Source organism: Cohnella herbarum (assembly GCF_012849095.1).
Taxonomy (GTDB): domain Bacteria; phylum Bacillota; class Bacilli; order Paenibacillales; family Paenibacillaceae; genus Cohnella; species Cohnella herbarum.
Map to the genome: position 1 here is coordinate 7,856,485 of NZ_CP051680.1, position 12,835 is coordinate 7,869,319.

The 12,835-nt window shown below is 50.3% G+C and carries 15 protein-coding genes and 1 pseudogene; 14 read left to right on the plus strand and 2 right to left on the minus strand.

The window, feature by feature from the left end; all coding sequences use genetic code 11:
• Window positions 1-167 precede the first annotated feature (167 nt).
• From infC to HH215_RS32910, 5 genes and pseudogenes are all read left to right on the plus strand, one after another.
• Window positions 168-782, plus strand: a complete 615-nt coding sequence (gene infC / locus HH215_RS32895; protein WP_254450298.1) for a translation initiation factor IF-3 — start codon at window positions 168-170, stop codon at window positions 780-782.
• Between the two features lie 16 nt (window positions 783-798).
• Window positions 799-999, plus strand: coding sequence for a 50S ribosomal protein L35 (gene rpmI / locus HH215_RS32900; RefSeq protein ID WP_144704106.1), 201 nt, complete (start codon window positions 799-801; stop codon window positions 997-999).
• A 224-nt stretch (window positions 1,000-1,223) separates the two neighbouring features.
• Window positions 1,224-1,583: a 50S ribosomal protein L20 gene (gene rplT, locus HH215_RS32905; RefSeq protein ID WP_169283751.1), complete on the plus strand. Its 360-nt coding sequence runs from the start codon at window positions 1,224-1,226 to the stop codon at window positions 1,581-1,583.
• A 425-nt stretch (window positions 1,584-2,008) separates the two neighbouring features.
• On the plus strand, window positions 2,009-2,305 hold the full coding sequence (locus HH215_RS36180) for a transposase (protein ID WP_217362261.1): 297 nt from the start codon (window positions 2,009-2,011) through the stop codon (window positions 2,303-2,305).
• Between the two features lie 8 nt (window positions 2,306-2,313).
• A pseudogene (locus HH215_RS32910) lies at window positions 2,314-3,180 on the plus strand (IS3 family transposase); the annotation flags it as partial.
• A 99-nt stretch (window positions 3,181-3,279) separates the two neighbouring features.
• Here the strand turns inward: HH215_RS32910 and HH215_RS32915 are convergent.
• On the minus strand, window positions 3,280-3,999 hold the full coding sequence (locus HH215_RS32915) for a winged helix-turn-helix domain-containing protein (protein ID WP_169283752.1): 720 nt from the start codon (window positions 3,997-3,999) through the stop codon (window positions 3,280-3,282).
• Window positions 4,000-4,278: 279 nt separating this feature from the next.
• On the opposite strand from HH215_RS32915, the gene HH215_RS32920 reads away from it, so the two are divergent.
• Window positions 4,279-4,563, plus strand: a complete 285-nt coding sequence (locus HH215_RS32920) for a 50S ribosomal protein L33 (protein ID WP_169283753.1) — start codon at window positions 4,279-4,281, stop codon at window positions 4,561-4,563.
• Window positions 4,564-4,668: 105 nt separating this feature from the next.
• On the opposite strand, the gene HH215_RS32925 is transcribed toward HH215_RS32920, so the two are convergent.
• Window positions 4,669-5,112 carry a GNAT family N-acetyltransferase gene (locus HH215_RS32925; protein WP_169283754.1) on the minus strand — a complete coding sequence of 148 codons (444 nt, stop codon included), beginning with the start codon at window positions 5,110-5,112 and terminating at the stop codon, window positions 4,669-4,671.
• Window positions 5,113-5,614: 502 nt separating this feature from the next.
• Here HH215_RS32925 and ilvB point away from each other — a divergent pair.
• The 8 genes from ilvB to HH215_RS32965 all read left to right on the plus strand — a co-directional run bounded on the left by ilvB (window position 5,615) and on the right by HH215_RS32965 (window position 12,754).
• Complete coding sequence (ilvB, locus tag HH215_RS32930; RefSeq protein ID WP_169283755.1) at window positions 5,615-7,360, plus strand: biosynthetic-type acetolactate synthase large subunit; 1,746 nt, start codon at window positions 5,615-5,617, stop codon at window positions 7,358-7,360.
• Entirely contained in the window at window positions 7,357-7,842 is a 486-nt protein-coding gene (gene ilvN / locus HH215_RS32935) for an acetolactate synthase small subunit (RefSeq protein ID WP_169283756.1), read from the plus strand. The genes ilvB and ilvN overlap by 4 nt, the downstream gene beginning before the upstream one ends.
• 154 nt (window positions 7,843-7,996) lie before the next feature.
• The gene (ilvC, locus tag HH215_RS32940; protein WP_169283757.1) at window positions 7,997-8,989 is read left to right on the plus strand and encodes a ketol-acid reductoisomerase; all 993 of its coding nucleotides are present in this window, start codon (window positions 7,997-7,999) and stop codon (window positions 8,987-8,989) included.
• Between the two features lie 226 nt (window positions 8,990-9,215).
• Window positions 9,216-10,247 carry a potassium channel family protein gene (locus tag HH215_RS32945; RefSeq protein ID WP_310735522.1) on the plus strand — a complete coding sequence of 344 codons (1,032 nt, stop codon included), beginning with the start codon at window positions 9,216-9,218 and terminating at the stop codon, window positions 10,245-10,247.
• An 8-nt stretch (window positions 10,248-10,255) separates the two neighbouring features.
• Entirely contained in the window at window positions 10,256-10,732 is a 477-nt protein-coding gene (locus HH215_RS32950) for a hypothetical protein (RefSeq protein WP_169283758.1), read from the plus strand.
• The gene (locus HH215_RS32955; RefSeq protein WP_169283759.1) at window positions 10,733-11,026 is read left to right on the plus strand and encodes a hypothetical protein; all 294 of its coding nucleotides are present in this window, start codon (window positions 10,733-10,735) and stop codon (window positions 11,024-11,026) included. It begins immediately after the preceding gene.
• 6 nt (window positions 11,027-11,032) lie between these two features.
• On the plus strand, window positions 11,033-12,349 hold the full coding sequence (locus HH215_RS32960) for a glutathionylspermidine synthase family protein (RefSeq protein ID WP_169283760.1): 1,317 nt from the start codon (window positions 11,033-11,035) through the stop codon (window positions 12,347-12,349).
• Window positions 12,350-12,754: a DUF350 domain-containing protein gene (locus HH215_RS32965; protein WP_169283761.1), complete on the plus strand. Its 405-nt coding sequence runs from the start codon at window positions 12,350-12,352 to the stop codon at window positions 12,752-12,754.
• Window positions 12,755-12,835 lie beyond the last annotated feature (81 nt).

Genomic DNA, 12,835 nt, shown 5'->3' on the forward strand with positions numbered 1-12,835 from the left:
AGTTGTTGACATCCCGGGAACTGGGTGGTATAGTGGTCGTTGTGACTGATTTATGTAAATGTTTCAGCACGCGCAAGCAGAAGCACCCGCTTCTCACCTGGTTGGCTATGGCTGACGGGTTGGCGTAGCCGACGATACGGAGATTGCGGAAGCTTTCGTTTCCTTGCATGACCGATAACGTTAGGACTAGGATGCGGGTCAATGCGACTCGTATTTTTTTGTTTTTCACGACAATCTCACTCGACAGTTTATTTCGGAGGTGGAACATTATTAGCAAGGATCATCAAATCAACGAGGAAATCCGGGCCAAGGAAGTCCGACTTGTCGGCGCCGAAGGCGAGCAAATCGGGATCAAACCTTTTCGTGAAGCTATGCAGATGGCCATTGACGCGAATCTCGACCTAGTTAACGTAGCGCCGCAGGCGAAACCGCCGGTGTGTCGCATTATGGACTATGGCAAATTCCGTTATGAGCAGCAGAAGAAAGAAAAGGAAGCTCGGAAGAATCAGAAAATCGTCGACCTCAAAGAAGTTTGGTTTCGTGCGAACATTGAAGAACATGATTACCAAACGAAGTTTCGCAACGTTGTGAAATTTTTGAATGAAGGCGACAAGGTGAAATGCTCCGTGCGGTTCCGCGGTCGCGAAATTACGCATGCCAAGCTCGGTCAGAAGATCTTGGAACGAGTGGCGAACGAAGTAGCAGACATTTGTGTTGTAGAGCGCATGCCGAAGCTGGAAGGCCGCAGCATGATTATGATTTTGGCTCCGAAAGCCCACTGACAGGAGGATACAATTCATGCCTAAAATGAAAACTCATAGCAGCTTGAAAGATCGTTTCAAAATTACCGGAACGGGTAAAGTCAAGCGCTTCAAAGCTTACAAAAACCACTTGCTGTCCCACAAATCGGGACGCGCGAAACGTGTACTGGGAACTCAACCGCTGGTAGCTCAAGGCGATGTTCGCCGTATGCAGCAACAGCTTGCAAACCTGAAATAAATCGTTTGAAACGAGAGTTCAAAAAGTTCGGTTGTTAGCACCGAGAAAGTTGGATGAAGCTTAGGGAGTTAGGGACGAATTGCAAGTAACGCTTGCATGGGTACCGGAAAGCCCGGCGGAATTCAAGATTCGATGTCGAGTACGCTTCCCGAACAAAGCTTCGTGTTCAAATAACGGGCTTTTTGAACTACTTCTATTTGAATACTTCCGGGAGGTAATGAATCATGGCAAGAGTCAAGGGCGGATTCGTCACGCGCCGTCGTCGCAATAGAATGTTAAAGTTGGCAAAAGGTTACTGGGGCGCGAAACATCGCCTGTTTAAGAAAGCGAAAGAGCAAGTAATGAAATCCCTTATGTACGCATACCGTGACCGTCGTCAGACGAAACGGAACTTCCGCAAATTGTGGATCGTGCGTATTAACGCTGCGGCTCGCCAGAACGGCTTGTCTTACAGCAAAATGATGCATGGCCTGAAATTGGCTGGCATCGAAGTAAACCGCAAAATGCTTGCCGACTTGGCAGTGAACGATATCAACGCGTTCAACTCCCTTGCTGGCGCTGCAAAAGAGAAAATCAACGCGTAATTTCGCGTTACGGATAAGTCCTGGGCAACCGGGGCTTTTTTCGTTTGCGGAGGTCTCCGTGGGAGGCCGACGGCAAACGGTTAACGGATCGTGAGGAGCGCTGAGAGTACCTTATCTTTGTCGAAGGATAGGTAGCTCACCACGGGCACTGCTGCCGGATAGGAACTCACCGAGGGCACACCGCTTAGCCACCGGATAGGCAATACACCGCCGGCCCACCACATAGAGCACTGAGAGTACCTTAACTCCGCCGCTGGGTGGGGGATGAAGCAAATAGAGCACTGAGAGTAGCTTATCTTTGCCGATGGATAGGCAGCACACCGCCGACCCACCACATAGAGCACTGAGTGCAGCTAGAATAGAAAGTGGACACCTCATAAGAACTAACAGATAATAAAAAACAATAAGAAGATGAGGTGTCCGGTATGGGTGAGAAGAGACAGCGTTACAGTGAAGAGTTTAAAGAACAGACTGTTAAATACATTCAGGAACAGACAAAGACATTGCCCCAGATCGGAGAAGATTTAAACATCCCAAGTGGTACGTTAAAACAGTGGATGACCAAGTACCGCAAGTTTGAGAATGAACCGCTTGTAGATCGTGCGACCCTTCACCAGAAAGATAAGCAACTGATGGAGCAAGAACGCACGATTGAGGATCTCAAGGAAGAAATCGCTATCCTAAAAAAGGCCATGCACATCTTCAGCAAAGAAAGGAACTAAGGTTCCAATTCATCGAAGATCATCGCTCCGAGTTTCGAATGGAGAAGATGTGCACAGTTCTATGTGTATCACGGAGCGGTTACTATAAATGGCTTCTGGAGAAGACCGTCCAGAACAGTTATCAGAAGCGTCGCAGAGCGCTATTGGCGCGAATCACCTGGCTTTTCCTAGACGCTCACAACAGGTATGGTAGCCCTAAAATCACAAAACTTCTACGAAAAGAAGGTTGGACAGTTTCTGAACGTTTAGTAGGGAAAATCATGCATGAGAATGGTTTACGTTCTTGTGTATCTAAGAAATTCCGAGTGACCACCACTGACTCGAATCACGATCAACCTATAGCACCAAATGTGCTGAATCAGGATTTTAAGACGACTGCACCTAACAAGATTTGGGTAACCGATATTACCTATATACCGTGCCGTGAAGGTCGTTTGTACCTCGCCAGCGTTCTGGATTTATATACCCGTAAGATTGTGGGCTGGAAGCTCGCAGACCGGATGACAACCGATTTAGTGCTTGCAGCGCTTGATCAGGCATACAGTACGCACAAACCTCCCAAAGGGCTTATACACCACTCTGATCGGGGTTCGCAGTATGCATCAGATGAATACCGTGAAAGGTTAAAGCAATATGGCATGGAAGCAAGCATGAGCCGCAAAGGTAACTGCTACGACAACGCCTGTATCGAATCGTTCCACAGCGTGCTGAAGAAGGAGTTTATTTACTGTACGAAATTTCAAACGAAGGCGCAGGCGCAACAAGAGATGTTTGTATATATTGAGCTCTTCTACAACCGTAAGAGAATACATGGTTCGCTAGGTTACTTATCACCTTCGCAATTCGAAGCTCAGTACTATAGCAGTATTAAATAAACGCTCTTATAGCGTGTCCACTTTCTTGACAGAGGTCCAGAGAGTACCTTAACTCCGCCGCTGGATAGGTGATGAACCAAATAAAGCACTGAGAGTAGCTTATCTTTGCCGAAGGATAGGTTTCGAAGCCACTTGGCTGATGGAATGAAACGTCGGATTGATTTTATACATTCTATTCCTTTGTTTGCTGTTGCCGGCGGGAATAAGTATTCCCATAGCGGCTAGATTTTTCGCGTGTCGACGTATGGTAACGCGATTCCAGCCCAATATCTCGGCAGCCTGAGAAGGTGAAAAAGGACCGCCTGCGCGGATGGCGAATTCCAATATCGACCGGTCAATGGGATCCGCGACGACGGGGAGATCAGGTGTCTCAAGGCTCCACTTTCCTTTTGCGTGCAGGATCATCTGTTGGCATCTCCGGGGGTGATCCTTGATAGCATCGAAAGAGAAGCGAAGAACGATCCAATCATCCAGCACCAGATCATTTTGGCGAAACAGATGGTCGTCGAATTGCCAGCGGTCTATGTCTCGCCAGTGAGAGCCGAAGCCGTCGATCTCGATGGCAATTTCGACGCCGTTATAGATCCATGCGAAATCCAAATAGCGATAGCCGTCCTTGAAATCCCGAACCTCAAATTCCGGAATTAAATCCGATAGATGCCCGAAAAGGGGCCACCAGACGTTCTTTAAAAACAACTTCGGAGCGTGACCTAATCCCTTTAGAAGTTTTCGTTTCCTCTCCCCGGTACTTTTCTTCACATGAAAAGTTATCCACGCATCGTATGCAGCTTCGAAAGTCGGATTAACCATGACCACCATTTGACGCCGCCCCCTTAAAATAAAATACGCCGTCCGTCCAGAGAATTCTGGATACGAACGGCGCGTTCTTCGCGACCTATTTGACTACGATATTATACAAATGTTTCTTTCAGCGCAAGTCCTAATTCGAGTTCCTAATTCGAGTTCCTTAGCACACGCGTTCTCCAGCCCCATTTCCTCCGCTATCGGACAGAGGTACAAGCACGAGAAGCTTCCTCCTCATAAGTTAATGGACACGGTGCAACTTCTTCGAGAGCACCTAGGGAGGAGTGGTTAGAGATGTCACGTATAACGCGTTCGCAAGTACAGAAGTTAGTCGGAAAACAAATATATGCCGTGCGCAAGGACGGATCCGTAGTCTTGGGTAAGCTTGTCCGTATATCCGGTAACCGGCTTGTGCTAGAACCGCCGAAAGGTAAAAAGGTGCAGACGAAATTGTTCCTTCCGCTCTTATTATTCGATGTGTTGGCCGTCGGTACGGCTGCTGACGGGTTTGGATATGGCGGAGGATTCGGTGGTTATGGAGGATACGACGGATTCGGTTACGGTGGTTGGGGCTGGTAAATTAACAAGGTAAGGTTTAAGGCTTGTGGACACCAACGCAAATGGATAAGAAGATTAACAGCGGATCGGAAGGGACCGATAAGTCTCGGATCCGCTGTTTTTGCTTTATGCCAAGTGCTTTGCCAGTTCTATGACTTTTAGAGCTTGGAGCGCTCGCAGGGGATAATATCCGAGTTTTTGATAAAAGCGAATAGCGCGTACGTTATCTTCATCAACGAACACGTGAGATACAATGTAACCTTTCTTAAGGGCATACTGTTCGGCACGAAGCATAAGCGCGGTTCCCCACTGTTTGCTCTGGTAGCGGGAATCTACGGCCAATAAATCAATGAATAACGCTTTGGAACGAAACTCCAAATGCAAGAAACCGATCGGCGAGCTCTTAGCGGATTGGGCGACGACAAGCGTTGCCCCTTTGCGGATGCGGCGGGTGATTTCGTAATGCAGCCGATTGCCTCGCGGGTGCTGCCAAGGGGAAATCGGAATCAATTGCGTGCGGACAAGCTCGACGATGCCTTTATCGTCACGTGGTTGTCTCCATCGGATCAAGTGGGGCGCCTCCCCCGATTTAAGTCGCTCGGAATTGCTTTAACTTTCGGCGAATACCGGTTTTACAACGTATGAACAACTTTTTTGATTGGTAACGGCTAAGATGTGTATTGACGAATGACTTAGCGAAGAATATAATTAGTGCTAAATCGACTGAAAAACAAATAGCCGTGATGAGGATAAAGCGATAGGGCCCTTATGATCAGAGAGCGTCGGACTAGCTGAAACCGATGCCTTAATCCCTGTAAGCGAAGTCTCCTCGGAGCTGTTCCCCTGAACCGTCATATCGACGCATTAGGGAGAATCGGATTGGCGCACGTTATTGCGCTTAGAGTATGGCTCGTTCCTTCGTCTAGTCGGAACACGTACTTTATAAGGCCGTCACCGCGAGGTGCGCGGCAAACTCGGGTGGTACCGCGGAAGCAACAGCCTTTCGTCCCAAGCAGCCATATTGGCGTTGGGATGAAAGGCTTTTTGATTTGTTGAAAGGAGGAAAAAAAGGATGAGTACACAAGGTGTTACATTGAAATCCAAAGAAGAGTTGATTCAGAAGTGGAGTAAGCCGGAAGTGATCTCGGGTTCGGATATTTTGCTTCGTAGTTTGTTACTGGAGGGAGCGGAGTGCGTCTTCGGCTATCCGGGAGGCGCGGTTCTGTTCATCTACGATGCCATGCACGGCTTCACCGATTTCCAGCATCTTCTGACTCGCCACGAGCAAGGCGCCATTCATGCCGCTGACGGATATGCACGCTCTACCGGCAAAGTAGGCGTATGTATCGCGACATCGGGACCGGGGGCGACGAACCTAGTCACGGGTATCGCTACCGCTTATATGGATTCCGTACCGTTGGTCGTTATTACGGGTAACGTTGCGACTCACCTAATCGGAACGGACGCCTTCCAGGAAGCGGATATCGTGGGGATCACGATGCCGATCACGAAGCACAGCTACCTGGTGCGCAAGGCGGAAGACTTGCCGCGAATCATCCATGAAGCTTTCCATATTGCCAATAGCGGACGCAAAGGTCCGGTGCTCATCGATATTCCGAAGGATGTATCAGCCGAGAAGACGTTGTTCCAGCCCGTGACCGAAGTTAATCTGCGCGGATATCATCCGACGGTCAACCCTAACAAGAATCAAGTGGACAAAATGATCCGCGCGATCGAGAACGCAGAGAAGCCGGTAATTCTCGCCGGCGGCGGCGTCGTTTACTCGGGAGCCCATGAGGAACTGCACGAGTTCATCACGAAGACGGGAATTCCGACGACGACGACGTTGCTTGGTTTGGGCGGTTTCCCGAGCGGCCACGAGTTGCATATGGGGATGCCGGGCATGCACGGAACATGGACGGCGAATACGGCAATCCAAACGGCAGATTTGCTCATCAATATCGGAGCGAGGTTCGATGATCGCGTAACCGGTAAGCTCGCGGGTTTCGCGCCGAACGCTAAGATCGTTCACATCGATATCGATCCGGCGGAAATCGGCAAGAACGTTCCGACTGACGTACCGATCGTAGGCGACGTGAAAGCCGTGCTCGAGCAAGCGAACTCGATTGCGAAATACGCGGGTAAAGCGGACGCTTGGCGGAAGCAGATTGCGGAATGGAAGGCGGCAAAGCCTTTCAAATATATCGATTCGGACACCGAATTGAAACCGCAATGGGTCATCTCGATGATTCACGATACGACGAACGGCGACGCGATCGTAACGACCGACGTCGGGCAACACCAAATGTGGGCCGCTCAGTATTATCCTTTCAAGAAGCCGCGCTCATGGGTAACTTCGGGCGGTTTGGGAACGATGGGATTCGGATTCCCGTCCGCGATCGGCGCGCAAATGGGCAATCCGGATAGAACGGTCGTATCCATCAACGGCGATGGCGGCATGCAGATGTGCGCTCAAGAGCTAGCGATCTGCGCAATTAACAACATTCCGGTCAAAGTGGTTATTATCAATAACCAAGTGCTTGGAATGGTTCGCCAATGGCAAGAACTGATCTATGATAATCGCTACAGCCATATCGATCTGTCGGGCAGCCCCGATTTCGTGAAGCTGGCAGAAGCCTATGGCGTTAAAGGATTCCGCGCCGCTAACAAGGAAGACGCGCTTCAGGTTTGGAAGGAAGCGCTCGCGCATCCGGGTCCTGCGGTCGTTGAATTCGTCGTTCGCAAACACGAGAACGTGTATCCGATGGTTACCCAAGGAAGCACGATCGATCAGATGATTATGGGGGATTCCGAATGAACCGTAAACATACGATAGCGATACTTGTGAACGATCAGCCGGGCGTTATGCAACGGGTGTCAGGCCTGTTCGGCCGCCGCGGCTTCAATATCGAGAGCATTACCGTAGGCTCTTCCGAAGAACCTGGCCTCTCCCGTATGGTTATCGTCACTACAGGCGACGACCATACGCTGGAGCAAGTCCAGAAGCAATTGTACAAGCTTATCGACGTTATTAAAGTCATCGACGTAAGCGGCAACCCGATGGTAGGTCGCGAGCTCGGCCTGATCAAGATCGGAGCCGACCCGTCCATGAGACCGGAAATTCTCGGTATCGTGGAGACGTTCCGCGCCGCGGTTGTCGACATCGGACCTACGACCTTGATCGTTCAAGTCGTAGGCGATACCGAGAAAATCGATGCGATGATCGAATTGCTGAAGCCGTACGGCATCCGCGAGCTTTCCCGCACGGGAGTTACGGCGATGAACAGAGGCGCTAAGTAGAATAAGAGTTATGCGGTTAGTTGTAGAGTACCCGCTCGAAGCGGGGGTCCGAGGGGAGAAGCGGTTGTTTGCGGTAGCGGCATTCTCCCTTGGAACGCCCGCTTCGAGGGTTAACAATCACTATTTTTACTATTTTAAGGAGGAACACAATCCAATGGCAGTTAATTTATTTCACGAGAAAGACGCTGATCTCGGCGTTCTTAAAGGCAAAACAATCGCGGTAATCGGTTACGGCAGCCAAGGTCACGCGCAAGCGCAAAACCTTCGCGACAGCGGAGTAAACGTTATTATCGGTCTTCGCGAAGGCAAATCGGCCGACACTGCCCGCAATGACGGTTTCGAAGTCCTTTCCGTAGCTGACGCGACTCGCAAAGCCGACGTTGTTCAAATCCTTATGCCGGATGAGACGCAAGCAAGCGTTTATAAGAACGAAATCGAGCCGAACCTGAAAAAAGGCGCAGCTCTTATGTTCTCCCACGGTTTTAACGTTCATTTCGGCCAAATCGTTGCTCCTGCGGATGCGGACGTTCTGTTGGTCGCTCCTAAATCCCCTGGCCACATGGTTCGCCGTACTTACGTCGAAGGTTTCGGCGTACCGGGACTGATCGCTATCCATCAGAACGGAACGGGCAAAGCATTCGAAATCGGTATGGCTTATGCCAAAGGAATCGGTTGTACTCGCGCAGGGGTTATCGAAACTTCCTTCCGCGAAGAAACCGAAACCGACTTGTTCGGCGAACAAGCCGTTCTTTGCGGCGGTGCTTCCGCGCTCGTTAAAGCCGGTTTCGAAACGCTTGTAGAAGCTGGTTATGCGCCTGAAATGGCTTACTTCGAATGTTTGCACGAGTTGAAATTGATCGTTGACTTGATGTATGAAGGCGGACTTGCTTCCATGCGCAATTCGATCTCCAACACCGCGGAATACGGCGACTACGTTACCGGACCTCGCGTCGTAACCGACGAAACGAAAAAAGAAATGAAACGCGTTCTTTCCGATATCCAACAAGGTAAATTCGCTCGCGACTTTATCCTTGAGAACCAATCCGGACGCGCGTTCCTTACGGCTACTCGCCGCAACGAAGCCGAGCACCCGATCGAAGTCGTCGGCGCTCAACTGCGCGGCATGATGCACTGGATCAGCAAGTAAGACTCTATCGTTTCGAACGAAGCCTCGGCAGCCGCCGGGGCTTTTTTTCGCTTTTTCAATTATTAGAAAAAAAACACAATATTGTTAGAATTTTATGATATAATCACTCCGGTTACCCCCGTAATCGACGGCGAATAACGACTATTTTCGACGTTAGTCAAGCTGTAGATTATGGATATCGTAGCCGTAAACGTAGCATAAAGTGAGAATAAGGACCTGCAAGGGGGTGAAGGTACTGCACATCATCCGCAAGCTCTCGATGAAGCTGATCCGGCTCAAAAGCATTTTCCTGCTGTTCGGGACGATCGGGTTCGTGTTGGCGAGCGCTTCTATTATTTATTTGATCGAGCCCGTTACGTTTAAGGAGCGTTGGTTTAACGCGTTCTATTGGGTTATGACCACGATTGCGACCGTAGGTTATGGCGACTTCTATCCGACCACCGTGCCCGGCAAAGCGTTCGCGATGTTCCTGTACGTGTTCGGGATCGGACTGCTCAGCTTGGTCATCGGCAAAATCATCGATTATTTCGTGGAGATTCACCGTAAGAGGGAGGCCGGACTATTGAAATACCAAGGTAATCAGCACATTATCCTCATTAACTGGAGCAAGAAGGCGAAGCTTGCCGCGGAAGAGATCTTATCGACCGACGAGGATATCGAGATCGTGATCGTTGACGATTCTGACAAGCATCCGTTCGACCATCCTAAAGTGTTTTTCGTCAGCGGCGATCCGACATCGGTCGATACGCTTGAGAACGCAAGCGTTCATAAGGCCCGCGCGGCGATCATTTTCTCGGATTCCCGAATCGACGATACTTCGCTCGTAGACGGTAAATCGCTGTTGATCGCATCCAGTATAGAAAAGCATGCTCCGGAAGTACATACGACGGTTGAAATCGTTCTGGAAAAACACATACAAAATTTCCGTCATGTCAAAGTGAACGAGTTCGTGCTGTCTTACGACGCGGTTTCCCGGTTGGCCGTAAGGGCGGCATTGCACGAAGGCAATATCGAAATATTCACCCAGTTGCTCAGCCGGCAAGACGGCGACGATATGTTCGCGATCAAAGCGGACGCCGCTTGGAAAACCTATGGCGATGCTTTCCAGGCGCTGCTGCTGAAAGGCGCCACGTTAATCGCGGACGGGAGCGACATGGGGATCAACCGCAAACTGAATGCTGCGATTCCCGCCGATGCGAGGTTATACGTAATTGCGGATAAAGAGACGATAACGGCGCTTCGCCAAGAGGGGAGGTGACGGGATCGATGATACGGCTTCATTATCAGGAATGGTCCGAATCGTTAGGACGCGTGGAGCAAGAGCTGCTGGAGGTTTATGTTTCCCGGGAGGAGTTGTTCCTGCGCAAGCTAGTGAACGCGACCGTGATCCGGAACCGGATGTTCGAGCATACGTCCAACGAATCGGAAAATAACCGAGAGCATGCGATATACGCGAAGCCTTTCAGGGATTACGATGTGGAAGCGTACGGTTCGGCGATCTGCAAACATGCCTTCGAATTCGTTGATGTAGGTCATTCGATAGAACCCGTTTTCTGCGTTTGGCATAATGGCGATTTCAACGTGAAGTCGATGCTGTACGGGATTGCGGGGCCTATGGATATTTCGCAGCTTCTGCTCGATCATTATTTGATCGAATACGGCAATTCGTACGAAGTCATCTACACGCTGTTCGATCACGAGAGGAAAAAGGTGCTTTTTTTCTTGAAAGAGGTGAAGGACTAAATGACGCAAGAAGAGAAGAAGCCGTTTAGGATCAATTCGGGCAAGCTGGCCGCGTTAACCTTGCTGCTGACCGTGCCGGTCATGATGACGGGCTGCAATCAATTGACCGCGAGCAACGAATGCGATCCGGATTACGAAGAGTGCGTATATGACGACGCCGACGGTATGTATTATGGCGTGATATCGAAGAAGAAGTATAAATCCAGCTCCAGTTCCAAGTTCAAATCCAGCTCTTCGAAATCCCAACCCTTCAACGGGTTCGGCAGCGGCGGCGATAACAGCTCCGGAGGTTGAGGCGCGATGCGCAAGATGTTCCACATGGCTTTGACGCATGACGAGGTGTTCCAAGGAACGATAGCCGAAGCGATACCTTACCACCGGATGTACGGCAAGGAGTACTGCCTGCCCTCTTTTCTTCTCTATGCTCCGGATGAAGTACAAAGAATAGCGATAGCTGCGGAGCGGGTGAACGGGGTTTACGATAAGGCGCTTCGTTTCGCGCAAAGGTATTTGCCGGACGAATTCTTCGAACGGTTCTTGGGGATTCCTCCTTCGTTGATTCCGTCTTCCCGCGTCGAAGTGCCGTATCATGCGGTTTCCCGTCAGGACTGGATCGTAAATGGGGAGCTGATGAAATGCATCGAGAACAACAGCGACACCCCTTCAGGGATTCCGGAAACGGCATGGCTAGCGGAAGCCTTGATCGGTCGATGCGCAAGATTGGGCAACCCGTCCGAAGGGATGCGCGCGGCGATTCAAGAGGCATTCCGGCAGTTGCTCGGCCATTACGCGGATTCGGGGCTGACAGGCACTCTGGCTTTCAGTTGCTACGACTGGCATATCGAAGACAAGACGAACACGCTGTATGTTATGGAAGCGGTTCGCGAACTCGGTTACCCCGCGGAATTCGTCCCTCTGGATAAACTGGAAATCGTTCCGGAAGACGGGCTTTACTCGGATGGGCGTCGGATCGACGTGCTGTACCGGTTGTATCCGCTTGAGTATCTTGTACACGACCGGGAAGAAGCCTCGGATTTTCCGATCGGCGAGGCGCTTCTTAAGCTTGTCGAAGACGGTAAGCTTGGTTTGATTAATCCCGCTCAGAGCATCATTACGCAGAGCAAAGGATTCATGGCGCTCATATGGTCGCTATACGAAAGGAACCATCTAACGGAAGAAGCGGTAGGCTTCACGCTATTCGGCAAGGAAGAATGCGAAGCGATCGAGAACTATTTGTTGCCTACATATTTCGAGAAAACCGTATTCGAAGCGACGGGCGCTCCTTATGTATCCAAGGGCTTCTGGGGACGGGAAGGCAAAGGAGTTACGCTCTTCGATTCCAAAGGGGATGCGGAAAATCCTTCGGAGTGGGGAAGCGACGACGATACGAAAATCCGGGAGTATTACGAGAATCAGCCGAAGGTCTATCAGCTTCGATGCGAGATGGAAGCCGCCGAAGTGCCGACCGAGAACGGCAAGTATTCGGGTTACGTGTTAACGGGAGCTTATGTCATAGGAGGCCGTTACGCCGGTTTACTGCCTCGGATCGGGGAAGCCGTTACAGGGGACATGGCGTATTATTGTCCCGCTGCTGTTGAGATAAGGGAGGAATCGTAAATGGATAATTTGGCCGAAGATTTGTTGAACGTCGCGATCGGATTGGGCGTTCTGCTCGTCGTGTTGGTCGTAGGAGCGTTCGTATTCAGCAAGCTGACGAAATTCAACGACTCGGAAGAAATCAATAAGGGAAATCAAGCGGCAGGACTTTATTTCGGAAGCAAGCTGCTTGGGCTGTGCATCATTGTGGCTATGGTTTCTTATAGCTCGGACTCTTGGATGGATATGTTAGCGTGGTCCGTAATCGGTATCGCGATTCTATGTCTGGTTTATCTGGTTTTCGATTTGTTGACTCCGAAATTCAAAGTGTGCGAACAAATCGCGAACGGGAACATGGCCATAGCGCAAATGCTTCGTTCCATCATCATCGGCGTGTCCATCGTAATCGGCACGTTCTTGATGTAAGCGTGGAAAAGCCGGCCCGATCCAAGAAAGTCGTTGGGTCGGGTTTTTTGTTTTGTGCGACGAAACGTGGCTTTTCTCCTC

Bases quoted from the DNA above. Each gene is read 5' to 3' on its own strand.
- infC (WP_254450298.1), top strand. From the start codon at position 168: ATGACCGATAACGTTAGGACTAGGATGCGGGTCAATGCGACTCGTATT.
- rpmI (WP_144704106.1), top strand. From the start codon at position 799: ATGCCTAAAATGAAAACTCATAGCAGCTTGAAAGATCGTTTCAAAATT.
- rplT (WP_169283751.1), top strand. From the start codon at position 1,224: ATGGCAAGAGTCAAGGGCGGATTCGTCACGCGCCGTCGTCGCAATAGA.
- HH215_RS36180 (WP_217362261.1), top strand. From the start codon at position 2,009: ATGGGTGAGAAGAGACAGCGTTACAGTGAAGAGTTTAAAGAACAGACT.
- HH215_RS32915 (WP_169283752.1), bottom strand. From the start codon at position 3,999: ATGGTGGTCATGGTTAATCCGACTTTCGAAGCTGCATACGATGCGTGG.
- HH215_RS32920 (WP_169283753.1), top strand. From the start codon at position 4,279: ATGTCACGTATAACGCGTTCGCAAGTACAGAAGTTAGTCGGAAAACAA.
- ilvB (WP_169283755.1), top strand. From the start codon at position 5,615: ATGAGTACACAAGGTGTTACATTGAAATCCAAAGAAGAGTTGATTCAG.
- ilvN (WP_169283756.1), top strand. From the start codon at position 7,357: ATGAACCGTAAACATACGATAGCGATACTTGTGAACGATCAGCCGGGC.
- ilvC (WP_169283757.1), top strand. From the start codon at position 7,997: ATGGCAGTTAATTTATTTCACGAGAAAGACGCTGATCTCGGCGTTCTT.
- HH215_RS32950 (WP_169283758.1), top strand. From the start codon at position 10,256: ATGATACGGCTTCATTATCAGGAATGGTCCGAATCGTTAGGACGCGTG.
- HH215_RS32955 (WP_169283759.1), top strand. From the start codon at position 10,733: ATGACGCAAGAAGAGAAGAAGCCGTTTAGGATCAATTCGGGCAAGCTG.
- HH215_RS32960 (WP_169283760.1), top strand. From the start codon at position 11,033: ATGCGCAAGATGTTCCACATGGCTTTGACGCATGACGAGGTGTTCCAA.
- HH215_RS32965 (WP_169283761.1), top strand. From the start codon at position 12,350: ATGGATAATTTGGCCGAAGATTTGTTGAACGTCGCGATCGGATTGGGC.